General features: G+C 48.2%; 27 protein-coding genes. 7 read left to right on the forward strand and 20 right to left on the reverse strand.

Translation table 11 applies throughout. From position 1 onward, the window contains the following. Nucleotides 1-84: 84 nt before the first annotated feature. Nucleotides 85-951, forward strand: coding sequence for a hypothetical protein (locus tag ACO0LD_RS08035; protein WP_423005487.1), 867 nt, complete (start codon nt 85-87; stop codon nt 949-951). 18 nt (nt 952-969) lie between these two features. Here ACO0LD_RS08035 and ACO0LD_RS08040 read toward each other — a convergent pair whose 3' ends face one another. The 3 genes from ACO0LD_RS08040 to ACO0LD_RS08050 all read right to left on the reverse strand — a co-directional run bounded on the left by ACO0LD_RS08040 (nt 970) and on the right by ACO0LD_RS08050 (nt 2,756). Beyond that, a complete protein-coding gene (locus ACO0LD_RS08040) occupies nt 970-1,350 on the reverse strand; it encodes a hypothetical protein (RefSeq protein WP_423005489.1) in 381 nt (126 codons plus the stop codon). Between the two features lie 200 nt (nt 1,351-1,550). Next, nucleotides 1,551-1,793, reverse strand: coding sequence for a hypothetical protein (locus ACO0LD_RS08045; protein ID WP_423005491.1), 243 nt, complete (start codon nt 1,791-1,793; stop codon nt 1,551-1,553). A 123-nt stretch (nt 1,794-1,916) separates the two neighbouring features. After that, nucleotides 1,917-2,756: a hypothetical protein gene (locus ACO0LD_RS08050; RefSeq protein WP_423005493.1), complete on the reverse strand. Its 840-nt coding sequence runs from the start codon at nt 2,754-2,756 to the stop codon at nt 1,917-1,919. A gap of 496 nt (nt 2,757-3,252) precedes the next feature. Here ACO0LD_RS08050 and ACO0LD_RS08055 point away from each other — a divergent pair, with 496 nt between their 5' ends. Together ACO0LD_RS08055 and ACO0LD_RS08060 are read left to right on the forward strand one after the other, a co-directional pair. Further along, on the forward strand, nt 3,253-3,591 hold the full coding sequence (locus tag ACO0LD_RS08055; RefSeq protein ID WP_423005495.1) for a hypothetical protein: 339 nt from the start codon (nt 3,253-3,255) through the stop codon (nt 3,589-3,591). 112 nt (nt 3,592-3,703) lie between these two features. Beyond that, on the forward strand, nt 3,704-4,234 hold the full coding sequence (locus ACO0LD_RS08060) for a PH domain-containing protein (protein ID WP_423005497.1): 531 nt from the start codon (nt 3,704-3,706) through the stop codon (nt 4,232-4,234). Here the strand turns inward: ACO0LD_RS08060 and ACO0LD_RS08065 are convergent, their stop codons facing one another. Then, complete coding sequence (locus tag ACO0LD_RS08065) at nt 4,235-4,870, reverse strand: DsbA family protein (RefSeq protein ID WP_423005499.1); 636 nt, start codon at nt 4,868-4,870, stop codon at nt 4,235-4,237. A 359-nt stretch (nt 4,871-5,229) separates the two neighbouring features. Here ACO0LD_RS08065 and ACO0LD_RS08070 point away from each other — a divergent pair, with 359 nt between their 5' ends. The 4 genes from ACO0LD_RS08070 to ACO0LD_RS08085 are packed head-to-tail and all read left to right on the forward strand — an operon-like array spanning nt 5,230 to nt 7,604. Further along, nucleotides 5,230-6,108 (forward strand): hypothetical protein, encoded by an 879-nt coding sequence (locus tag ACO0LD_RS08070; protein ID WP_423005501.1) that lies wholly within the window; start codon nt 5,230-5,232, stop codon nt 6,106-6,108. Further along, nucleotides 6,108-6,548, forward strand: coding sequence for a hypothetical protein (locus ACO0LD_RS08075; RefSeq protein WP_423005503.1), 441 nt, complete (start codon nt 6,108-6,110; stop codon nt 6,546-6,548). The genes ACO0LD_RS08070 and ACO0LD_RS08075 overlap by 1 nt, the downstream gene beginning before the upstream one ends. Next, complete coding sequence (locus ACO0LD_RS08080; RefSeq protein ID WP_423005505.1) at nt 6,545-7,198, forward strand: hypothetical protein; 654 nt, start codon at nt 6,545-6,547, stop codon at nt 7,196-7,198. The genes ACO0LD_RS08075 and ACO0LD_RS08080 overlap by 4 nt, the downstream gene beginning before the upstream one ends. After that, nucleotides 7,188-7,604, forward strand: a complete 417-nt coding sequence (locus ACO0LD_RS08085; RefSeq protein WP_423005507.1) for a hypothetical protein — start codon at nt 7,188-7,190, stop codon at nt 7,602-7,604. Before ACO0LD_RS08080 ends, ACO0LD_RS08085 begins: the two co-directional genes overlap by 11 nt. A gap of 74 nt (nt 7,605-7,678) precedes the next feature. Here ACO0LD_RS08085 and ACO0LD_RS08090 read toward each other — a convergent pair whose 3' ends face one another. The 16 genes from ACO0LD_RS08090 to ACO0LD_RS08165 all read right to left on the reverse strand — a co-directional run bounded on the left by ACO0LD_RS08090 (nt 7,679) and on the right by ACO0LD_RS08165 (nt 24,042). After that, nucleotides 7,679-9,118, reverse strand: a complete 1,440-nt coding sequence (locus ACO0LD_RS08090) for a hypothetical protein (RefSeq protein ID WP_423005509.1) — start codon at nt 9,116-9,118, stop codon at nt 7,679-7,681. A gap of 114 nt (nt 9,119-9,232) precedes the next feature. Next, on the reverse strand, nt 9,233-9,520 hold the full coding sequence (gene icmT / locus ACO0LD_RS08095; protein WP_423005511.1) for an IcmT/TraK family protein: 288 nt from the start codon (nt 9,518-9,520) through the stop codon (nt 9,233-9,235). 9 nt (nt 9,521-9,529) lie between these two features. Further along, nucleotides 9,530-10,792 carry a type IV pilus twitching motility protein PilT gene (locus tag ACO0LD_RS08100; protein WP_423005513.1) on the reverse strand — a complete coding sequence of 421 codons (1,263 nt, stop codon included), beginning with the start codon at nt 10,790-10,792 and terminating at the stop codon, nt 9,530-9,532. 13 nt (nt 10,793-10,805) lie between these two features. Continuing rightward, nucleotides 10,806-11,750, reverse strand: a complete 945-nt coding sequence (locus ACO0LD_RS08105; RefSeq protein ID WP_423005515.1) for a type IV secretory system conjugative DNA transfer family protein — start codon at nt 11,748-11,750, stop codon at nt 10,806-10,808. Nucleotides 11,751-11,769: 19 nt separating this feature from the next. Next, nucleotides 11,770-12,303: a DotD/TraH family lipoprotein gene (locus ACO0LD_RS08110; protein WP_423005517.1), complete on the reverse strand. Its 534-nt coding sequence runs from the start codon at nt 12,301-12,303 to the stop codon at nt 11,770-11,772. A gap of 518 nt (nt 12,304-12,821) precedes the next feature. Further along, a complete protein-coding gene (locus ACO0LD_RS08115; RefSeq protein WP_423005519.1) occupies nt 12,822-15,857 on the reverse strand; it encodes a hypothetical protein in 3,036 nt (1,011 codons plus the stop codon). A 281-nt stretch (nt 15,858-16,138) separates the two neighbouring features. After that, complete coding sequence (locus ACO0LD_RS08120) at nt 16,139-16,558, reverse strand: hypothetical protein (RefSeq protein ID WP_423005521.1); 420 nt, start codon at nt 16,556-16,558, stop codon at nt 16,139-16,141. A gap of 150 nt (nt 16,559-16,708) precedes the next feature. Beyond that, nucleotides 16,709-17,305, reverse strand: a complete 597-nt coding sequence (locus ACO0LD_RS08125; RefSeq protein ID WP_423005523.1) for a hypothetical protein — start codon at nt 17,303-17,305, stop codon at nt 16,709-16,711. A 19-nt stretch (nt 17,306-17,324) separates the two neighbouring features. Beyond that, complete coding sequence (locus tag ACO0LD_RS08130; protein ID WP_423005525.1) at nt 17,325-18,419, reverse strand: hypothetical protein; 1,095 nt, start codon at nt 18,417-18,419, stop codon at nt 17,325-17,327. A 66-nt stretch (nt 18,420-18,485) separates the two neighbouring features. Further along, entirely contained in the window at nt 18,486-19,958 is a 1,473-nt protein-coding gene (locus ACO0LD_RS08135; RefSeq protein ID WP_423005527.1) for a DotG/IcmE/VirB10 family protein, read from the reverse strand. Next, nucleotides 19,959-21,026: a DotH/IcmK family type IV secretion protein gene (locus ACO0LD_RS08140; RefSeq protein ID WP_423005529.1), complete on the reverse strand. Its 1,068-nt coding sequence runs from the start codon at nt 21,024-21,026 to the stop codon at nt 19,959-19,961. A 13-nt stretch (nt 21,027-21,039) separates the two neighbouring features. Further along, a complete protein-coding gene (locus ACO0LD_RS08145; RefSeq protein WP_423005531.1) occupies nt 21,040-21,765 on the reverse strand; it encodes a type IVB secretion system apparatus protein IcmL/DotI in 726 nt (241 codons plus the stop codon). 17 nt (nt 21,766-21,782) lie between these two features. Then, on the reverse strand, nt 21,783-22,106 hold the full coding sequence (locus ACO0LD_RS08150) for a hypothetical protein (RefSeq protein WP_423005533.1): 324 nt from the start codon (nt 22,104-22,106) through the stop codon (nt 21,783-21,785). Between the two features lie 401 nt (nt 22,107-22,507). Then, nucleotides 22,508-22,942, reverse strand: coding sequence for a hypothetical protein (locus ACO0LD_RS08155; RefSeq protein WP_423005535.1), 435 nt, complete (start codon nt 22,940-22,942; stop codon nt 22,508-22,510). A 36-nt stretch (nt 22,943-22,978) separates the two neighbouring features. Continuing rightward, nucleotides 22,979-23,386, reverse strand: coding sequence for a hypothetical protein (locus ACO0LD_RS08160; RefSeq protein WP_423005537.1), 408 nt, complete (start codon nt 23,384-23,386; stop codon nt 22,979-22,981). Further along, nucleotides 23,383-24,042 carry a hypothetical protein gene (locus ACO0LD_RS08165; protein WP_423005539.1) on the reverse strand — a complete coding sequence of 220 codons (660 nt, stop codon included), beginning with the start codon at nt 24,040-24,042 and terminating at the stop codon, nt 23,383-23,385. Before ACO0LD_RS08165 ends, ACO0LD_RS08160 begins: the two co-directional genes overlap by 4 nt. Nucleotides 24,043-24,049 lie beyond the last annotated feature (7 nt).

Below are 24,049 nucleotides of genomic sequence, written 5' to 3' on the forward strand. Positions count from 1 at the left end.
CCAAGTTTGACTTTCCTACTTTAATTTCGTAATATCTCGCGTGCTAAAAATAAAAAATTGCTTGAAGAAAGCAAGAGGACAAAGATGAGTGGCTCAACTATCGATCTTACGGAGGAAGATATTCTTGATGTACTTCGCCGTAATGGAGTTGATCCTGAATTTGTCTCTCCAGAGCAACTAGACCGCATTTTTGAATATGTTGAGTCGGAAGAAGAACGTGTTCTTTCGGGGGTGCTTTACTTTGAAGACCCCAAGCAAATTCAAATGTATGCGCGTGTCGAAATCGCCAACATTTTGCGCGAAAAGGGCATACTCGAAGTCAAGCCCGAACTTGCTGTTACAGTCACCGGTGCCTGTCTGATCAGTACAGATATTTTCGAGCGCTACAATAAAATCCGCGCAGAAGTTGAAAAACTGGAAAAATTTGGTAATGTTTCCATTACGGTCAACCCAGGCCTGGATGGTGAGAAATCTGCACATCAAATCAGCGTGGACATACATGAAGTTGCATTGGAAAACGTCAATGCTGCATCCTTGATCACAGATGCATTGTCAGAAATTTCCAAGCGCGCCATGCTGGGCGGTAGCTTTCAAGTGAACTTCATCGAGCAACGTGAAGATACAGCGACCCATCAGCGCAATATTGATAGCGGCATCATGCCGGCCAAGCTGGAAGTGATTGATTTTGGTTATGGCAGCGATGGCGATGAAAAATTTGCAGAACGCACCTACAAGGACGTAGAAGGCGATTTCTTCACGTTGCGTCGCGAGGCAGGTGGCTACTCCCAGTTCAGCGTGATTGGCCCGTATCACAAGGCCAGTGACAAGGACAACGCCAATGTCAGTACACTCACTGGTGACAACTGGACCAAAGTAGAACCTGAGCTGTTTGAGTTGATCAATCAAAAGCTTGAGCAAACTGCCACCGCAAAAACCGCACCAAAAATGTAATCTGCTGCAGCCAGCATGTTATTTTGCTGGCGCCACATTCACTGCAGCGGCATCTTTCACCGCATCTTTAACTTTAGCGACTTCCTTTTTGTTATCAGCAATTGCCTGCAATATGGCCTTGGGTATCTCCGTGCTTGAACTGGTAGCATAAAACGGCCACGGCCGCGACGCCGGGCATTTATACTCGACACTCTTCTTGTTTTCTGTCAGGCGCCAGGCAATCATGGTTTTTGCTGACAAGCCTCTGCAATCACCGACGGGATGCGGCACCTCTGCGGCAGTCAGCTCGCCCTCATATCTGAAGGGATAAGTGAAACGTTCGATGGCTGCAGCAAAAAACCACAACGTCGCCATCAACAGCCAGATTCTGACGTATAAAACAAGATCCGAAATTTTCATGGGATAGGCTATGCTGGCAAAATTGGCATTGAATGCTAACGATGACGAGTACGCACGAAATGGGTCGTGGCAAACAGATTATCTGCCTTACCCATTCCCGTTACAAGTACCGCAGAACGCATTTCATCAACCGGAGTGAAATGGGTTTCGGTAGCACTGCATAACATTCAGCAGCAATACTCACTCTGCCATTGCGCAGCTTATTTCATCGACAATGCTGCATCTTTCGCCAGTGACTTGACTGGTGGCTCAGTGACTGAAGACATGAGCATTTTCGATGGGCTAAATGGCATATCCATTTTGCCCCCCTTGTCGAGTTTGCCCAAGCCTTCTTTCAACACGCCAGAAGACATGACTGATTCAGCCAATTTCTCGACGCCCTGCTCTATCACTTTTGAACCTATGTATTTTGCGGCCATCCCGGCCAGAACTGGCAATGCCATATATCCTCCTCATAAAAACGCTAAAACTTAAGTCTTGAACTTAGTGTCAAACTTAAGTGCTAGAAATTAAGTGCAAACAAATTCACTGCTCTTTACATTCAAAGTACGCTCAAAGGCATTAACTCAGGCACGAATGGATTCGCGCCGTCCCAAAGCTGCACCGTATAACAGACCTTCCAGCTTGAAGTACGTCTGCGTTTCACGTACCGCAGTTACGTCCTGCGTTGACTTGGCGATCACATGCAGCAGACGGGAAATAAAAACAGGTTCGGGCAAATGCCCTGGATCTGCCTGCTTAAAGAACACGCCATCTACCATGGAAAATAATTGCATTTCATCCTGGTTAAGAAAAGCGTCCCTGTCGGTGACCACAGCAAAAAAAGCTGCCAGTACTCTGCAAAGTGAATAGTTGCAAGCATGCTCATTCACCTCTGCCACTTTGGCAAACATAAGAGAAAATGCCCCAAGGCCAACAACATCCTTGTTACGCAAAAAAGCCAGCAAAGCAGACTGATAAGCTTCACGCGACAGACCATTATCGGCATTCCGAACGCTTTTACTCAGGCCATCCTCAATATCCCAAAACACATATGGCGCAAAAAAATTGCCGCAGGCCGGTGGTAAACGGCCTGAGATGTCCGACAACAATAAAGCCTCTTCATAAAAGTACAGTGTCGGCCCTGCACCAAAGCGGACAGCATCCTTTAAATAAGACACCAAAATCGTCAGTGCCCGCTTGAATGCCCGCACTTCGCGCGCCCCCAGTATGGCTTGCGAAAATGTCCGTTGTATTTCTTTGGCAAATACAGTCGCAGCCACAAATCCGGCAACCCGCAACATATCCGTCGCATAAGACAAACCTGAATACACCAATGGGTCTGGCGTGCCTGCATTATTTGAAATGATCTTTCCCACATCACTGAGTGCGGCAATCGCACTTTCAGAGGCAAGGGAAGAAACCATATCAAGTTCATGCCGCCACATCAGTCCCCGCCTTTTCAGTTATTTAGAAAACACTACAGTAAAAAACCAGCCGTTTCACTCAACAATATCTGCTCACGCCAGGTCCTGAAATTAAATTCTTGCCAGAATCCGCTTGCAAGGGACACCAAGTTTAAATTACCTTGTCAAATCAAGTCATTGATTATACAAACAAAAGTAACAAAATCAAGAATAATATATTAACTGTCAACTCTAATTTTCATTCCCCTTTCATTTCCCCTTCACATAGCAGGTACTTATCAAAAAGAAATTGAAATCATGGGATTCACACAAAAACGCGCTTGAACTAATTCAGGTATTACTAAATAATAGTCAATAATTTCCGGATAAAGCCCTGATAAACGATAATCTTGCCTATGCACGATAATGGCAATATCAGGTTGAAGGAATGAAAACCTGGCGCAAATGCATGACAAGCAGTCTGTGCCACTTAAAAAACTGCAGGTGCGCAGACAAAATGAAAAATTCCAGCCAGGTAAATTCCGCTACGAGCTTGGTCCGGCCAGGTGACACTGCTCGTGCCCCCGATCTCAAAGATCCCAATATCACGCCAGGCAGCATACTTGACCTCGATGCAGATGGTCGCCGTGACACCAAGGAAATGAGCCTGCATGCCCTATGGCATTTGCAGCATGGCGACACCATTACAAACGGGCAAGTCACTCACCCTGAGCAAAATTGCGTGTTGGTGCTGCCAGAACTGCTGCCCAGTACCAATATCCCCGCCCTGCCTGCAGCTATGCCTATGCCATACAAAGATCCTTACACACCGGCACCATATGAAGATGAAGAATAAGCGACGAATAGGTTGCAGGAATTTTTTTGCATTCATATCGAGCCATAAGCAGGCCTGACGCAATAGAATAGGCCATAGTCAGCTTACCCAGCTGCCAACAAAAAGGATATGAATGAGCGAGCAATTGAACGAACAGAGCATGCCATGTCCGGTATGCCGCGAAACCATTAAAGTTGGCGCCTTAAAATGCCGCTTCTGTAATTCCAATCTGAAAACAGCTGCTGTTGAACAAGATGCAGAAACGGAACATGTGTTGTATTCCGGGCATCCGGCCATCATCTACAGCGCGTGGCAGTGGCTGGCCGTGATCTGCACTCTGGGCATTGCGTTTATTTACTATTGGATGGAAAGCATCTCGGTGACTTACCAGATCACTACCCAGCGTATCAAGATAGAACATGGGGTGTTGTCCAAATTGCTGGAAAGCGTGGAGTTATTCACGATAGAACATTTTGATGTCTACAAGCCTCTGGGCATGCGCCTGGCGGGCTACAGCAGCATCAGACTCAGATCATCTGATGCCAGTTCACCGATCATCAGTATCTACGGTGTTGACGACCTTGAAAATCTTGCCGATCAATTGCGCGAGTGCTCTTTGCGCGAACGCAGCAGACGCAAAATCACCTCCATCATCCAGCCCTGATCAAAAGGCAGATGGCTTGCCGGCATTTTTGGTATAAAACTCTTTGACCTGACTCAACAAGGCGGCCTCGACCGCCTGGTTGTCGGCATATTCTTGCGGCAAGATGAGGGCGCGATTGAACAGGATGAAAACGGGTACGGAGTAAACCCCGTATTGTTTAGTCAGTAATTCAGCACGACTCACATCAGCCTTTACTTCAGCACTTTTAATGGAAGTGATGAATTCCGCAACCGGGATGGCCTCTTTTTGCAAGAAGCTTTTGATAGAATCAGGATCACCCGCATTCAGGCTCTTGTCCTGGATGGCAACAAATAGCTTGGCACGTAATTGATGCTCCATGCCCATCCTGCGCAAAGCGTAAAAGATCGCGGCTTCCCTTTCCCCGATCTTGCTGTCACTGCGCCAATTGGCAGAGAAAACTGCAGGTATCTGCTCAAATGCGTATATCCCTTGTTGAAACAAGACAGACTGTTTGCTCTGCCAACTGTTGACACTGGGCTCAACGGCGCGACAGTGCGGGCAGGTGTACATGAAAAATTCCAGTATCTTCTTGTCTTCGGGCTGTGCCGCCATGGCTGCCTGCATCAATTCTTTGGATTTGCCTGCATCGGTACAGGCAAATAGCAGTCCAGACACCAGAAAAATTCCGGAAATTTTAAGAAAAGTCTTCCACAAATTGTTGTTTTGCATTTGCTGGCTCAAATCCCACGGTAGTTTCAATATTGCATTGCATATCAAAGCAAATTTAATGATTAGATGAAATAGTAATGCATTTTTCCTTCAATTATTCTTTTCCATTAGCGATTTATTTTGTATTTATATTGAGTTAAACTATGATAATTAAATGAAAATATTAGTTTAAATACGTACATGCTCTGGCAGCTGTGCAAAATCATGGCTGCAGGCGTGGCTTATTTATTGTGGCATCCCACAGAATGAAACGCGCTGACAGGCCACCGAGCAAAAACTATGTAAAAGAATAAATGGGGTAGCGAATGGAGTATTGGAAACTGGCCCGATGGCCGCATTGGGCCTCAGGTTTTTTTGCCTTGATGGGTATTTTCTATGCAAAAAAACTGTTTGATACCAATTACCTCGCTATTTCTTTCTGGTTCTTTTTCCCTTTCTTGCTGGCGGGCATTGCTTCTGAATTATTGATCACTGCAATCAGTCTTAAAAAGAATGTACGTCTGCTGTCCGAGACTGAAAGACGTCTGGCCAGGCACTTCGACTGGAAAGTCATTGCGACGCTCGCCATCGTCCTGTTTATTACCGCAACAATTCTGGCCAGCTTGTATACCAAGGGCATACATAGCAGCTGGTTCGTGATTGCCATGGCCGTGTTGTCCCTGCTATACGGCCTGGTATTACGCCAGGTATGGCTGGTGGATGTCTTGAGCTTTCCCTTGTTTTACCTCATACCTGCAGTTGCTGGCACCCTCGACACCATGTTGCCTTTATTTGCGACGCAGATACTGCTGGTGTATATGTTTGGTGTGATGGTGTATGCAGTGAGGCTGACTTCCATGCTGGAAGTCTCTACCATTGCCAATGAAGACCATAGCTACATGATGGCAGGCGGTATCTATGACCGTCATTTAATGGCCTATCTGCTCGGGCTCAGCGGTGCAAGCTTTGCGCTGGCCATGGCTTATCACCTGATAGAGCAAGCCAGCAGAATGGGGCGCGCTTCACTCATCATCATTCCCCTGATGATCTATATCATTACCCATGTGACACAGCACTACCGCGTCTATGTGAAAGACCAGGGGCAAGAGAAAACCTTTCGTGAAGTGGTGTGGAATCTGCGCGTCAAACTCTGTACCTGCAGTGCCTTGATTTGCCTGGCCATCGCGGTCAACTGGGGAATTTGATGGCATCCAAAGCACGCGTCAGCCTGGTATTGCTGTGCTATCTTTTATTAGGTGGAATGTTGCTGGCAATGCCGGTCTTTTTACTCATAGTAAAAACCGTACCCTACCGTTTTGAAATATTGACGGGCTTTTATGTTGCGCTTTTCTTCGCTTATGTCATCAGAAGTTTCGTATTGGGCGGTGGTCTCAATTTGCGCCTGAGCACACAGGTCAACGAAGTTTATGGTGCCAGCTTGCAGCATACACCAGGCCGGTTTGTTGACCTGCAATGCATGAGTTTATTGCGCGTCTTTGGCGTATGGCTGGTATTTCCAGCCGCGTGGTCATCCAAAATTATTCAACAGACTGATTTATTCCATGCATATGAACTGAGCCTGGATGCATGGCTAGCTACTCTCTCTGCGTCTCTCCAGGCCAGACAAGAAGGGAAAACATCTTGAGTTACTCACTGTTTCTACACGCGCTGGAGCAAAAGCGCGATGAAGATGGCCATGCAGGCTGTTATAGAGATGATGCCGTCAGGGCATTGGCACAGGATGATCTGTCATCCATGTTGAACAAGGGCCGCGGCCTGGATATCGGGAAGGATGATGTAATGGCGAAGAACCGACTGGAAGAATTGAATCAACTTTTGCAATCAGGTAGCAAACCTGATTTTTCTGCTTCGGATGCAGCCTGCAGTCCTCAGTCATTTGACGTCAAATATGCCAGTGCCGTAGAACGCTGCAATCTTTTTCTGATACAAAAACAATTGACCAGTCTGAATACCCAGGCTGCCCGTGTAGACATGGCAGCCAGACTGACGGGTGTTGATACCAGCAATATCAAAACCGAGTCACTTCATTTGCCTGAAAACCAGGTGCTGCTCAAGGAACTGGAGACATTCAGGAAATTAAGTATCAATATCGCTGGCTTGCTGGCTTTTGACATATCACGTCAAGAACGCTCAGAGCATCTGCAAAAAAACATACAACAAATCGGCGTCAAAGCCAGAGAAATACTGAATGCCCTGTCACCCATTCATCAAGACTTGAGGTTGGACGCAGAGGAAGTGAAACAAGCCAACACGGGAATCAGAAATGGAAATTGAAAATGCGTGCTTTTACCTGATCAAGGAAAAGGGTAGTGAAAAAATCGTGTTCACGCTGTCAGACGGCGTCAAGGACAGGTTGCGTTTTATTGAGCATATGAGTGCCGGACTGGAAGAGTCTTTTGACCCTGCCACATCCACCATCGTTAAACGACTGGGTAATGCTACAGAAGTCTGGGAAGATGAGTTTGCCGCAAAGATCTTGGGGATACTTGTTCACGACGGGCTGGAACTGGATACTCTGGAGTCCTTGCAATTGGTGCAGAAAATTCGTCTGCAGTCACTGCCATTAAGCGACTTGGCCGGCATACGTGGCCTGGTCTATCAATTGCATGAAGAACGCAAGGAAATTGAAACTTCGCGCAGTAACTTATGGCGCACTTTTGCACATCGCTCGGCTATTTGAAACGTCCGCCCAAACAGAAAAAGGCACCGCACATAATAGATGCAGTGCCTTTTTTCCGTTTAAGCTTCTGACATTTAATCGGTAACGATAATCAATCGTCCAAGTAATCTGGATTCAACTTGACGGATACGCTTGCCTGTCGCAATTTCAATTTCACGCAGGGCACCATCAAACGTACCAAAGAAGGTACCACCCATTTTGATATCCTGGTCCTTGGTCTGGTAAGACAAGGAGTAACCATTTTTGGATGCCATACGCAATAGCGCGTTGCGCAAGGTTTTGTCATTCAGTGAAATTTCCCATTTGGTACGTGAGGCTTCCACTACCTCGATATTTGCCTGTACCGGGAAAGAGACGACATTATTGTTGACCGATGCCGTCGAAACTTCAGTGATGACATTATTATCCACGACAGATGAAGTGCTTTGCGCTTCGGCAGCATCAAATTTGACCTTTTTGATGCTGGACTTGGCTTCATCCGTACTTGCCAGCGCGGCATTGGACAAGCCCATCTTGCTCATTCTGTAGCCACCAGCCGCAGGCATGGGGAAGCGGTAATCAGCCCTGACCATATTTCCTGCCGTCACAGGCTTGCTGTCATCCTCAAAACTGATAGGCTGCGCCACTGGCTTGGCAGTCGTCGCGTCCTGTGGAACGGATGAAGGTTCTGGCTTGATTTGCTTGCTGCGGGCATTCAGTTGCCCCAGCTTTTCGCGGTACTGAGCTTCCAGCGCTTCCAGTTGCGCCATTTTTGCTTTGGTCGCCTGTTCTACACGCTGGCTGATCATGCTGTCTATCGCACCATCAGGCACCCTGACACCGATGTTGGCGCTGCCACGGTTGTCACCCACTTCACCCAGGGCACGTACCGGCACTTCAACAGTGGCAATTGGTACTGAACGCGCTTCAGTGATTGCTGCATGCGCCGGTTGCAGGCGCAAGGCAATCAACGGTTCCGGGGTTTCATATTGCTGTCTTACGGTGACATGGCGCAGGATGCTTTTATCTTTACCCTGGCTAAGTAATTGAGATGCGTAGGACCGGTTCGACATGGGTGCCAGGGTAATTTCCCGGTTTTCCCAATTGATGTCGGCAATCAGCCGGTTCTTGAGCAACATACCATCCAGTGCAATGACCCAGGTCTGGGCACTGTTCCACTCAATTTTATTCCTGAGGTTCACGCCCTTCAGGGCAAACACGCGCCAGCCCTGGCTTTCTGGCACGATACCGCGCAAGCCGGTGAGCATGTCCACACCTCTGTTTGCGGCGACGGGTATCATCACCATATCCATATCGATATGGCCATGATGCAGGGTATTGGCAGTAGCACCCACTACCCGTTCTTCACGGACATCAACGACTTTTCTCTGCGCACCAGATATCTGATAGACATAAGGTGTGTTGGGATTGCTGACAACCTCAAACCCTGCCATGGCACCAGGCGCGTATGCAGCAAGCCCTGTTGCGAAAATGCTGGAAACAATGATGCTCAATAAATTACGTTGATATTTCATCAGTAATCACTCCGATAGCCCACGGCTACAAAAAATTAAATTCTTATTTGATACTGGAACCCTGTCATCATCCTGGTGAAGCTAGGACAAGACGCACGAGTTTCAAAGAAATTGCTAATTACGATAGCGCTTCATCTCATTCCAGTTTTTTGCGTACCTGACTTTACCGCCTATAAAGCAGCGAACCAGGCGAAACACCACCATGGGTGAATACTTGAAACGCTCAAGTATTGACAGTGCAACGATCACCGCGATGGCCGTAACGAAAGTAAACATATTGGCGTGCAACAACCAAAATACCAGCGGGAAAACAGCCACGTAGTTAATGCCCAAAAACCGCAGCTCCCTGGCAGAATCACGCCAGATTACCTTCGCGGTGCCGTCATCAATATTATTTGCCATCTCAATTCCTTATTTTGGTCCGTCACTGCCCAGCATACGTTCTGCCTGGCTAGCACTGACTTCATATTTTTTATATTCGATCTCGGAAATCATCCCTTCGCGGTAATAGCGACGGGCTTCATCCACCAGCAATTGTTTTCTTTCCTTGACGATAGAATGCGTCAGGAAAGGCAGCATATTGACATCGGCCCCGACTTGTTCGATCAGACGGGTCTTCACTTCATCATCGAAAACCAGGAACTCACGCAATGCGATACGCTTGAAGTTACCATCATCATTTTTTTCTGTCGAAGCAACCAGACGCTGAGTCAAAATCACCTTGGTGGTATCGATCAGATCAACCATCTTCGACACCCGCTCTTCATGCGGAAAAACGTTGACCATACGTTTCCAGGTCTGCCCTACCGAGTTGGTATGCAAGGTTGAATACACCGCCTTACCAACCTGCGCTGCCTGGATACCGGCGTTGATGGTTTCATGGTCGCGCATTTCACCGACCATCAGAATATTCGGGTCACGCCGCACCGCATTACGGATAAATTCAGAAAATGACTTCAGGTGACGGCCTATTTCATGCTGGGCCACCATGGAGGAATAGCGCTTGCATTTATCGAATACAAACTCGATAGGATCTTCGCCCGTCAATATGCGTTTATTTGATTCTGGTTGTTCCAGTATATAGCGGATAATCGCCGCCAACAGTGTGGTCTTGCCTGAACCAGTTTCACCTGTCACCAGCACCAGGCCAATTTCAGGAAACAGTTGCTCCATCAAATCTGGCGGTAGCTTCATGGTGGATATTTCAGGCGGATTTTCCTGCAAGGGACGCATGACAATCTCTACGCCTGGGCCTGAAGGTGACAGGCAGCCGGTGGCATTCATACGGAACCGCACAGAGACGCCGCGCTGTCCTTCCAGCTTTAATTCATAGGCATAATCAATAGCTTCACCACCGCCGAGTTTGGATGGACCATTGGTGCCATAGACCTCAGTGACGATGGTATTGAGCTCGCTGGTTTCCAGGCTTCTCTTGGTCAGCTTGAAGATGGGCTTGCCTACCCTGACTTTGACCGGATCACCGGTCTTCAAATAGATATCAGATACCCCGATGTCCAGGCAATGTTGCAACAAGCGGCGGAAAGAATTTTGCTCAAAAGTGTTTGGTACATCCTTGAATGCATAGCGGGCTTCGACTGCTTCGCGGTCAAACGTCACATCTTGATTCTTTGCTGACTTGGGAGCGAGCGAAATAGGCTGTACAAGCGCGGACATAATTAACTCGCAATCAAAAGCTGGGGAACAACATCCAGTCGTTAGAATTCAGATTGAATTCAGGGCGTTCGGTAATCGTCAGCGTAATATCATCGATGGATATGCCAGTCTTGCCATTACCAGTAATACCGAGGCGGTTGCGCGAGACAAAAGGTTTGGTCACCAGGTTTTGCAGCAGCAGATATTGATAGCGCTGCATACCAGAAAAATCTTCATTCAACATGGCCAGGTTCTGGCGGTAAATCGCATTGGCCTGATCTACACCTTTGTCCCAGCCCTCAGCCAGAGCCTGGTTCCAGACCCGTTTTTCTTCATCATTCTTTGGGAACAAACTAGGGTGTACGTCATTGCCTGGCACACCTGCATCAAAGACCAGATAATTTTCCCAGATAGGAATGGTGGTGATCAGGCGCGCCTGCTTTTTAATGCGGAAGCTGGCTTTGGAATAACGCAAGACATCTCCCTGACCATCCTTGTCACTCAAGAGATTTTTCGCTCCCAAGATAACCGGCGGCTGCATGACGCAGTTTTCATTCGGGCGTTCTGCAATCAGTTTTTGTGTATAGCGGGTTTTTTCTTCTTTACCGCAACTCAACATAAGGGGAGCGAAATTGAATATCCTGTCCATTTCTGAACGGTGACGGTACAAGAATTCCTTGATCAGTATGGATCTTGCGACCAGGCCATTACGTATGCCCAGGCCATAGGCAGCTTCGCGCACAGCGGCCACCCGCAGGTCGCGGATATCGCTGCCTTTGAATGGATCATCTTCACTGCGCTTGGCCTTGGCTATATTCTCTGCAGAAAAGTCACTTAACATGGGTGCAGCAGTATCTCTGGCTGTATTTTCTGCACTGACATTGACTGTGACAGGTTCGCCTTTGCTATCGTAAGCAAAGGCAGTGGAGGCGCACAGCACAGCCATGGATGCTGCAATAAATTGACTTACTTTGAACATACAAGACCCGTTATCAAAATTAGTCAAAGAAACGAACCAGCACTTTTCTTCTTGCTTCGTCTACCACAATATCTGCACGTGAACCGGCCTGTAAGCCGGCATCGCGCAAGATGGAAGCGATGGACTGTTCCCTGGCATTGATTTTTACCATGACAGGAATGGCGGGAACGCTGCCTTCAGGTTGCATGTATTCATAGCCTGAACGTATCGCCATTTGACGCGCCACTTCCTGTATGGGACCAGCTTCCCAGACAAAGCTGATTTTCGCGGTCATGCCATACGGCTCTTTGGTGTTAGCCGCTTTATCCATTTTCACCTGCTGTGCAGGTGTGAGTTGGGCTTTCTCAACTGCAGCGCGGGTGTTGCTTGCTTCTGCCAGCAATTGCGAGTTGCGCTCTATCGAGTCTGCAGTCGACAACAATTGCTGCTGCAATGTCACCGTCTCGGACAAACGGGATTTCTGGTCTTCCGCCACTTTGGGATTTCTCGTCTGGCAACCAGCCAGGGTCGCAGAAACAACTAATAAGCTGACAGCAAATTTAATCTGATTCATGGATGAAGTCTCTGAGTTGCGAACGCGCATCGTTTCAAGCCCTGTCGGTACAAGAATTTTCACGTCTCGTAAATAATGAGAAAGTGCAAAATCTTATTTATTTCCATTTCTACGAATGAAAATCAAAATAATAGGAAAACTTTAAGACAATGATAGCATAAAATATTTTCAAAATTTATTGAAATTACAGCACCTAAACAGAGTATTTTGATCAGGACTGAGGATTTTGAACTTCCTGCAACAAAGAGCACCATCTACAGAAAGACGACGACGTCTGCAAACTCAACAATCAATTGCTGGCAGGAAAATTAGCGGAAGGAAACGCAAATCCAGTAACTGGAAATTCTGAACAACGTATGGATAAAAGCAGGAAAATAAGCGTCAGAAGTATCAACATTAGCGACCAGTGGCTGCCTGATGAATCCAGTCATGCAACGCCACGAAGCGACTCCACATCAAGACGGGCGACACTTGCGGCCACCCGTCTTTAGTTCAGTTCAAGGCGATGTAAACTATCCTTACACCAAGGCTGCAGCCCGCTTTTTCTCTTCAAGATCTTTCTTGTGAGAATACTTCAGCAATTCTTCAGCCATGCCTTCAATGATATTGGTATCGTCATCTTCACCTATCATGCCAGTCGCAGATTTTCTGGCAAGTTCGCGGCGTTCGATTTCGTCCATGGCAGAACCGTCCGGGTAATTCTCTGCCAATACCCTTCTGGCCTTGGATGAACCGATGGCACGGTACAACTTGTCCCTGAGAATAGTATCTTTGCGCGTGGTTGAGAAAGCCCACAATTCCATAGGGCCGACAGTGTTGGTCAGCAATTGTTCATTCCTGTGTTTCTTGGTCGAGAAAATTGCCAGGAAAGTGGAGCCGCCAGAACGAGGAGGATGAACCCGTCCAGACTCCAGCGCATGACGTGCTGTTTTGGATAAGCCGAAACGATCACCGATTTCTTTGACCTGGGCAGCATCACCACCATCGAGGACAAAAATGGACGTCGCAAATTCCACCATCTCTTTATCAAAGTCATTCATGGATTGCGACAGCAGGCAAACCTGTACGCCCCATTTACGACCTTCACGCATATACACCAGGACCTGATCACGTACCACAGGTGAGTTTTCGGTTCTGTGGAATTCATCGAAAACCACGCGTTTCGGGTCTTCCTTGATTTCATCGACACGGCCCTTGTGGTAAGCCTTGTACAAGGAACGGCATTCCTGCAAATTCTCTTCATTGAAGAAGAAGTTACGTGTGCCTATGAACTGACCCAGCATGTACATGATGCCGGTACGGCGGTCAGCAGCAGCACCACCGGATTTGGCGACTTCATCCAGATCGATTGCCACGATGCGGGTGTCACCAATATCAAATTTGGTCGTCGAAGTCAGTACCGGATATTCACGCAAGACCGACTGTATCATGCGTGAAAATGCGTCGACTATGGTTTCAGAAGTTGCAGTTTTTGGTTTGGTGTACACGTCCCTGAAAGACTGATCCTGCACCACAGAGGTCAGGTCATTCATGTTCGGTACGGCAAAACGTTGCGCCAGGATGGCTTCATGCACCATGCCACTCTTGAACAATTCGTCGGTGATATCCCACCAGGTAGTGATCTCATCGGTATGCAGACCCAGTGACCTGACTGCTGCATCGACTTTTTCATCCTGATGCTCAGAATAACGCTTGGGACTTTTCTCTGGCGAATACAGGCGGTAAGCTTCATCTACCACCATGCCGCAAATATCTGGCATACCATCGTAAGGCTCGGTTTTACCCATGGGCATGGTCAACAGCGTCAGCAAGTTGACCAGGAATGCACGCTCTTGCGGTATGGGATAGTGGTAACCAAGCTGGGTATCGAAAGGATTGACTGCATATTCCGGCGTCATGCGCAGACGGAAATAATTGGCCAGATGCTTGAGATTGGGTGGCAAGGCATCCTTGACCAGGGAAATCAAACCACTCGATGAGGGGCCGATATCAATCACAGAAATGCGCGGCAAGCGCTTCAGGCCAGGCATGACACAAATTGCCCAGTTCAACATGTTCGACAATACTGATTTACCAGAACCCGGCTTCGCAAAGATGATATCGATCCATGTAGTCTGTTTGCTGGAACCTGGTTGATATGGCCAGAGTTTTCCATCCGGTGAACGGAATAATACTGCCCCCTCTTTCCAGGAAGACGCCGGACGCTGTAAAGGCATCATGTAAACAATGTCAGGCAAAGGCGCAATGGCAGGTGTGCCCATGTTTTTTGTGGAAAACCCTACCAAGGTAGATGCCACACCTTCAAAAGGATCGCCACTCTTGTCGAATACTTCTATGCCACCCCAGCCTTCGATGGCACGCGCCAGTCTTTGCTCCCTGCTGCGCAAGAGTTTTTCTTCACCGACGGGTGCCCAGGTCGCAAACGACATGGACACCTTGACGACTGTACCGCCCTCCATGTCCTGGTAATTCTGCAGGGCCTGTACGGCATTATTGGCCAGCTTGTTATTCGATGAGGCAAAGGAAATCAAGGCGGCAATCATGGACTTCATACCGAATCCGCGCACACCACCGCCTTCCATCATCATGGAATAACGCCATGGCAAATCGGCCTCCCTGAGACGGGCAAACAGTCTTTGGAAAGTATTGATATCTTTTGGGAACAGGTACACATGGACAGGCGCAATGATACGGTCACCTATGCGCAACCATTTGCCATTCAATTCTTCCGCATCGCGCGGCATGATCTGATGTTCTATGCGGGGATACAATATGTCGGATATATCGCGCGGATGTGGATTATCAAAAGCGCGCGGGGATATCTTGTCACCCAATAATCGGGGTTTCCATAACTCGTCTGTGTAATCAGCATCGTAGGACATGCGCGCCACCCGCAATGCCGTATGCGCATCCAGAATTTCACAATCCAGCCCCGCCGTTTCCAACTCCAGCCTGACTGATCGCTTGAAAGAAGTGTGGCGGTCGCGCAACTCACGGATCGCAGCAAACAGGTACTGGCTGTGCTTCATAATCGGCACATTGTGTTCTTTATTGAACTGCACTTTTTCTTTGGCAGCGGCGGCAGATTCTGCCTTGGTCATGGATGAACCATGGGTCCACACCACCAGATAACACTCTTCATGGGAAGTGTACTGCGACATATGCGCCACTTTGGCGTCAAACATGTCTTGCACATCCATTTGCAAATTCCTGGCGGTTTCTCTTGAACCTTCCAAGGCGGAAGTAATGTCACGCACAACAAAGTCTTTATCGCAACCAAAGACGATTTGCATATGATGCCCGGCCGTGCCGAAAAATGCCTCAATACCTTGCATCAGTGAGCGGTGTATGACCGCAAATTCTTCTGTACCGACCAAAAACCTTGCACCATCAACCCGGATAAAACTGATCAGGGATCCATCTTTGGCCACCAGTGTGCTCTCGTCATCTGTAGTTTCCAGTTCGCAATATACCGAAGCAGCACTCCGGAACATGGAACCAGCCCAATAGACGAACTCATCCACACCCTCAAGAACAGAATTTACAACTGACATACCTACTCCGATCAAATAGAATTTATTTCATATGAGTGATCAGCACTAATTTTTTAGACAGGCAAACTTTTCGCTGCATAAGAAACATGCCTGACATCGCGCCTCTGCAAACGCTTTACAAAAAAGCCCCGCAGACAAGGCCTGCGAGGCTTTTTGCGGGCTTTCAGAAATTTCTAGTATTGCGCAAATGGCTGTAACAGCAATTTTTCAGTCATCTTGCTCACATCAACATGCTGCGTAACCCATGTTCCATAGCATTTACAACCCGGAATACCGCAGTATTAAGTTCCTAAGCTGCTGTATTCATAAGAAACCCTCGTGCTGTTCTGTGTGCCACCCCACAAAGACTGACCAGCAGTAGTCATCAGCGATGGCAAGTACAGCAAGCCAGCAGCAACCGCCAGCATGACGATAGGCGTAGACAGCGGTGTTTGCTGAGGATTATCTTTATGTGCCTTGAATTTGAACATCGAGCCGCCAGCCAGTGCAACACCAGCCATGTAGCAAGCACCCTGTATCATGACTTGAACGCCATTAATACTCTTGGATGCATTCATTGCGACGTCACCAATCGACTTAGCATCACCAGCAGGTGCAGTTTGCGCGAAAGCCAGTTCTGGCACCAGCAAAACTGCCAGGCCTGCTGCCACGCCCAACGCAAGACCAAGCTTGCTCTTCATACTCTTGTTAAGTTTAATCATGGAAACACTCCTAAGCTTTAGAAATAGATGCAACAAAATCCGGTAACAACATCAATAAGAATACCTTAGACTAAAAATGCTTTCAAGTTTTTATACAAACAAAAGTAAAAATATTTACCTTTTTCCTGGAATCGTCGAAAGCGCACCACTCTAGGGGATAATAATGTTGCTGATACCCAATGATTTCTGCAGAACTTCTGAAAGCGCGACAATATTCAGGCAAAAAGTACCCCCTACCAACAAGACGATGGCACGTTTGGCAGTATCTTCCTTATGTCCACCACCTGAACCCAGCATCTTGAGCGCATACCAGCCGCGGGCAAAGGCGATCAGGCCAATCAGATTGACAAAACCGATGACAACCCGCGCAGCCTTGATACCGTCAGCATCCAGGATGGTGGATGTGGTATAGGTCATGATGGTACTGGTGCCAAAGGTGGAAACCAGAAATGTGTCCAGCGAAGAAGAAAGATAAAACAGGCCTGTTGCAGCAAGCAGTGTCATTACTACTGACATTGCACCGTCGTCGGATTTTCTTTCACCTATGCGTTTTAACTTGAACATGGAAAAACCAAACAGGAACATGGCGACCACAAAGCACATGGCCTGCACGAAGTTCCACAATCCGGGTATGCTCTCACCAAATTTCAGCAACATGGTCATGGCTGTCGGGCCTTGAGCAAAGGCTGGCGCTGCCAGTAAGCTGATGACTATACCGAGGAAAAATCGAAAGCGTGATGTCGACATCAAAGTCCCCAAACGGTCATCAGTTATAAGTGCGTCCACCGGCCTGGAAAGATTTTCTTTCGAAATCTATTCTTTCCAGACGCCCCAAAGCTTCCATGTCACCACCCACTTCAACTTCATGGGTCAGGCCATCACGGTCACGATACAGCACACGGTCACGCAAAATGGTCAGGCCTTGCAGGGATAGTGCTTTGGGTGCTGCATCCATAGTCAGCGTCCGCGAAGGCAAGTTTTGTGTCTGCGCGAGATTCGTTTTTGAAACAGTGCGGGGTGGTTCTGCTGCATAAGCGTTTCCTGCTTTGGCAGTATCAAATAACATGACACGACCACCAGCTTGCTGCGCTGACTGGGCTGGCTGAGTTGATCTGGCATTAGCCTGTATTGTTTCACGTTGAGCTTCTGGTGCCACCGCAGGTTTATTGGACGTGCCGCAGAAGGCTCTCCTGGGTTCATATTTGCAGAGTTCAGCTTCCAGTCGCAATTTGGTCAGGCCCAGATCGTTCACGCGCCCTTCCAGCATGCTGACATATTGCTCACGCTTTTGCCCATCCTGAGCAGGTGCGTAAGTTTGTGCAAGCGCTGCAGTTTGTGCCATAGGCCTGGCTGCAGTCACATTCGCTGCTGCAGGCACTGTCACAGGCGGCATGGCAACTGGACTGGCGGCAGGGGTAGCTAGATTAAGGTTATTACGATTTTTAAGTTGTGCCAGCGCTGCCAGATCTTCATTCTGAGGCTGACTGGCTGGTGCCGGTGCAGATTCAGCTGCTGGCTTGTTTTCCGCCGCTACAACAGCGGGCTTATCCTTTGCTTCAGCCTCATGCTTCTTGCGTTCAGCCTCTTGCTTTTGATTCTTGAAGGCCTGCTGTTGCTGCTGGCGCTCTTCGTTTTGAGCGTTCTGGATTTGCATGTACTTGGTGTATCCAAATACACCCATGACAAACAGCATCAGACCCCCCATCGCCAGATACATGGTCTTGTTATTATTTTTTGCGGCTACCGCAGGCAAGGGAACTACTTTCTTTTCCCCTTCTTTTTTAGCAGTTGGAGAGGAAGCTGCATCTGTATTTTCAACCTGCTCACCTGCAAGGCCATCCCAGTCATTCATACCCATCATTCTTTCCTTATCTTCAATTTACTTTTGGCTTTGCGTCAAAAATGAAGCTGTATTCCACAAGCGAATTTAACGTTGGCCATACGCGGGAACTTGCCCATACAATGCCGGCTGACCACCATAGGCCGGCTGCGGCACATATACCGGCTGCTGGCCATAGGCAGGCTGAGGCGCATAGACTGGTTGCTGACCATAGATAGCTGGCTGACCGGGCTGAACCGGAAGTGCTGGAGCATACGCATTGGCAACCGCAGGCTGCGGCAACGCACGCCTTGCGCCATTGGCAGCAGCCCCTTGCACCGGCCCGCTATTGTCAGCGTTGACACCTTCGACATAAACGATGTCGGCTGCAACCAATAAACCAATCTCGGTCTGTGAATACACTTCCAGCGTATTTGGCCTGTTGGTATAGGGAGCCAGCGAGCTGGCAACGCGGTTCATGGTTTTTGCCGCACCACGTGCTATCAATTGCTGATTATTAAGTTCAGTTTGAGTCACGATAGTCGGTGCACCATTCTGTCCATAAACGACAGTCGAATTATTCTGCGACTTGCCTTCAGCATAACCCTGGGCAAAATCAACGATGGCAGCAAGACCGAATTTGGTCAGCAAATGCCGGTCCACATTGTCAGCCACCGCAGCACGTTTGGTATCACGGTCAACAGCAAAGATTTTAACGGGGATGGAACGTTCAAACTTGGGGTGATTCAGCGAAGTAAACTGTATCACTGCCTTTTCTGAGTAGGGTGCAGTCTGGCCAGCAAGAGCGCCAAGTAATTTCCCACCCTTGAAGGGACCACTAAGAATATACGCTGTGATCGCACTAGGCTCATCCGTATTCATGCCTATGTCAATGCTGCCATAAAAAATATCGCCTGCCCTGGCAAAGACCTGCCCTTTCTTTTGCGCCTCGGCTTTGGCTCCCGGCTGGCCTTGTGATTCTTTTTCCTTATTATCAGCTTCAGCATGCTCACTGCCTACATAGGCCGTGTAGAAAACCCGTGATCCTGGCTCCCATACTTCATTGATTTTTGTTTTATCGGCTGTCAGCTTGCGCTTCCATTCATCGACCTTTTTCTGCTGCGCAGCTTCGGCATCACGTATCTCTTGTTCAGTAAGCTCACGTGGACCTGTATATCTGGCATAGCCGTTTTCCCCATTACGGACAGGATACATGGAGGGGTCTACCCCACCACCAGCAATGACCGCAGAAGCAGGCGCTGCATCAGGCCGCATGGTGGCAATAAAAGTCTGCCCATTTGAGTCAGCACGCTTGGCTGCATCTTCATTCGCCGTCTTGCGCAGTTCAGACTGTTGCGCATCGACCTTCGACGGATCAATAACAGTCTTTTTATTTGCCGCAGCAGGCAAAGCTGCAGTATCCGTCGGCCCGCTCTGCTCTTTTTCCAGGGCATTTTTTTTGATCATTCCATTGACTGCCAGCGCAAGACCTGCGACTAAAACAACAGCAACACCAATTACCATCATGCGGGATTTAGGATTTGTCAGAAATCCTGGTCCGCCTGTTTTCTTTTCTGCCATTTAAAACCCCGACACGCGTAATTCAACACTCTTACCTTCTTGCGCTGCGTAGATCACCGGTGTGCGCGCAGGAAGCTCATAAACATTGGTACCATCAATAGAGGACATGGTCCCTGTCCAGGACGGTGAGCGCACTGAAGTCTTATTAGTCAGGCGCAAATACATTTTTCCATCCAGCATCCAGGCTCTGGCATCAGCGCCTTCGACCTTGAGTTCCTGGGCTTTTTCTGGCACTACACCATTGAGCATGGAAAACATCGAAGACGAGGCCTCAGGCGGCATTTGTTTCTCTATCAGGGCAGCGGCATTCGGGCCACGCACTGGCATCCTGGCATCCAGACGTACATCGGTTTCTTTTTGCCCGGTCACCAGGCGCACAAAGACTGGCGTACTCATGCCAGCCAAAAAGACTTTCAAGTTGCCGTAGGCATAATCCTTGATCGGCTCCAGCGCAATTTCATGCGGATTATTATTGGCGTGAAATTCCACTGCAAACATGGATTTCGACGGTGCAGAAAATTTAACGACAGGCCAGGGATTACCGGTTGAATCGGTAAATAGCAAGGATGAGTTCTCATTGACATTCAAACGCATCACCGGTATCACCGATCCAGGCTGCAAATTCACAATCACCGAAGAAATAACGGCCCTGTGCATCTGCCCGTCAGGTGTTCGTACCGAACGCTTGAAATCATCAATACGATCGTAATAGCGATTAATCTCGTCGCGGCTGAAAGTCACCGTTTCATCCAGCAACTCATCAAAAGCCTGCTCTTTGGGGTCGCGGAATTGCGGCATCTTAAGCTTGGTGCGTGGCCGTGCATAACCGTCTGGCGATGGCAGCATGGCAGGATCACTGTAGCGCGCATTGAGTTCTGATGCTGTCAGTTTGGCCGAACTGGCCGGACTCATCGCTTGCTGGGCAGGATCAACTGGAGCAGGCACGGCGCTTGGCAAGGCCATTTCACCGGGCTTGACTGGCGCAGCTTGCCTGGCATAAGCAGCACTTCCCAACAGCCCTAGGAATAGTGCACAAGCCAGCTGGATATTTTTGTTCTTGTTCATCATCAACGACCTCAAATCACCGCTCGAAAGTACTAAAGCTGTCAATTACCACACCGCGCGGATTCTCTAAAGGAGAAATTGCACGCAGGTTCATTTTGATTATCAATTTTTGCTTGATTGGACTCTGTCCAAACGGCGTATATGTCACGTCTATCGGCATTTCCACTTTCCACGTATAGACGCCATTAAACACACCCTCACCCGCAATGACCGGGCTACTGGTGACGACCGCCGAAACCAGCATGGATTTTTCCTTGACTGTCTGCAGCGTACCGGACTTGTCCAGTTGCTCCATATAAGCTTGCCAGCCATCGGCACTGAAATAATCGACATTGCCCTGGAATTGCTTGCGATAGTTCACATAGTCATAAGTGAAAATCGAAGTCACCGATTCTGCGGCCCAGGTCAGCAAAGCATTTTTGGAAATGGTAGGACGGCTAATGGGACGCAATTCAATAATGCGCCCATCATTTTCTGCCGCGATATATAGCGGCTTGGGAGGATTGCGGTAGACGTCATACAAGGCATACGCCAATAAAATCGTCAGCACCAGCAAGCCAGCCACCACTTTCTGGATAAAGCGATAGCGGTCGAGATAAAACTCAGCCCGTGCCATATTTAATTCAGGTTGCCCTGTGGTCTCCCTGGCATTAGCGCCTGCATGGGATGGGTCAATTGCGTTTGCCAGCGGCTTTGCTTCCGACTGAGCCTGCAATTGTTGTTGAGCTATGGAGCCAGACATCTTGATCCTCTTACACGTTATGGATACGCTGATTCAACATTTGCTGCAGCTTTTACTGAGGCTTTTGCAGCATTTGCAGCCTTGACCTGATCGACACTGTCGAACTGCTTCAATTTCACCAATAAGCCATTGCGCGTGGTTGCATACAAATCACGCTGGGGAAAACTCCCGTACACCAGGAACATCGCCACCACCAGGACGATATTCAGGCCAATCAGACCCAAAGCGAGTACGGTCATGCGACGGAAATTGTCCCGATAGAACTCATAGCCATAACGCCTGGTCTTTTTGACCACAGGCTTGGGTGATGGCTGAACAGATATTGCTGGGTCTTTTTTCATAGAAAAATTTAGAATTCTTCAATTATCTTATCATGTGAATTTATGAAAACAAAGGCTAGATAAGGTTTTTTCGACATTTAAACCAAATTCTACCAGCTTTACAAATAAATTATTAAGACAATGATGGTAAAAAACATCTTGATTGCATCAAGGTAATTGAATATGCCGTATTGGCAACAGAGAGGAGTATTTGCGGAGGGAAATATTTCCTTGCAAATCAAGGCAAGCGGAGAGTAACAATTGCCAGGATATTTGATGCTATGGGGAAATAACGGCGCATTGCGCTAGCAATCTGCACCATCGACAATGCATGAATTTGTCGCAGAGAAATGTATGTCGCTTTGCGAACTCATGCCAGCAAGCGCTGTCTGCACACGCTGTCTGCACACGCTTAAGGCCAGCTATTCTTGCAACATTTCCCTGATCATTGCCAGTCGGTTCAGATACACAGCCTCACCATTGGCATCATCCGAGATGGATGGGGCAAAGTATTCATCCTTCATTTTATCGAACAAGGTTTCCTGCACTGCCCGGACAGCCTTGTCTTCAGCCACGAATGGCAATAGCGGCAAGGCCCGCCCGAAAGGAAAGTTGGTCGCGCAGCGATTCAATACCTGTATCACACCATATAGCGCCGCCAACGCAGCGGCCAACTTGGCTTCACCATCAGCAGGCAACTCTGCCGCCATGGCCGGGCTGTTTTGCTGCAAATGCTGGAAATATTCCGCAGTCAGACCTTCCGGTACCTGTATGGACTGATACAACTGCAAAGCCCGCTCTACATGGGGCTTGTGCAAATTGTGCAGGGCTTCAACAAGTTGATCTATCAGGGGCATGATTTCTTCCGCTATAAAAGTTGGGGATGTCCTGACTTAGTCAGTCAGATTCAAATTGCAGGATTTCTTTTTCCCACCTTGTGCCAGGGCGGCCTGATAACGGCTATTCGCTGCCTGCCTGGATACGTCCATCAGCGACTCTTTCACTTTCTCTATATCAAATTCTTGCGCAGGTGCAGGATGATTGGCAGCAATAGTCATTTTCCCATCCTTATTTTGCAACACATCGCCAATGGCGGCTTTGCTGACCAGAGGTGTGCCGCCACAACCCAGGATTTGCGACTTGACCGGCGCTGACTTGGATTTCCCCAGCAAATCTATATTGACCATCTTGATGCCGCGTTCAGCAGCCAATTCTTCAGTCAGCGATCCGCCAGCCAGGCACGGCTGCGTGGTGGCAGCGAGACAAATTAACAGGGAAAAATATAGGCACAAATTTTTCATGGGCCATTCTCCAGCATTTTTACTTCGTAGGAGGGAATGATGATTTCATCGCATTGCTTGATGACCGCGAGGTAAACTGGTTCATTCTTTTGCACTTGCGCCTCAGCAATCAGTAAAAAGTTTTTTGACTGACTGATAGAGGATTTGAAGCTGATATTGCGGCCAGAAGGGCTAATCACCTGCCCGGTTCCCAGCAGGTGATATTTGAACAAACCAAAAACATCGATAGTCATTTTCCCCGCATCCAGAAGCACTGGCTTGACGACAAAGTTGATGTCTTCAAAGAGCATATTCTCACCTACCGGCCCGCTTTTTTTGAATGCCACGGAAAAATACTTCCCGGTTGTGAATTCGTAATTTGCTGACACTGCATACTGCTGCAGGCCACTCACATTCATCCTGGCAAAATCGCTGTCGAGTTCATCAAATTTTGATGAAAATGCATAAAATGAATAAGGGCCAGCTACCTTCTTTTCACACTTGCGTACCGATCCGCAAATCAGTTTGGCCACTTCAGATCCTGCAGGCAAGCGGTAGATTGTCAACTCATATTCGTTATGATGCTGTCGCAATTGACCAGGCAAACTATGCCTGAGTTTGGGTACTACTGCCTTTACATCCGTGACCGGCGCAGCCTGTGCCGACAACATCAGCACAAGACTG

Origin of the sequence: Undibacterium sp. Ji83W (genome assembly GCF_049340385.1) — a bacterium.
Taxonomy (GTDB): domain Bacteria; phylum Pseudomonadota; class Gammaproteobacteria; order Burkholderiales; family Burkholderiaceae_D; genus Undibacterium.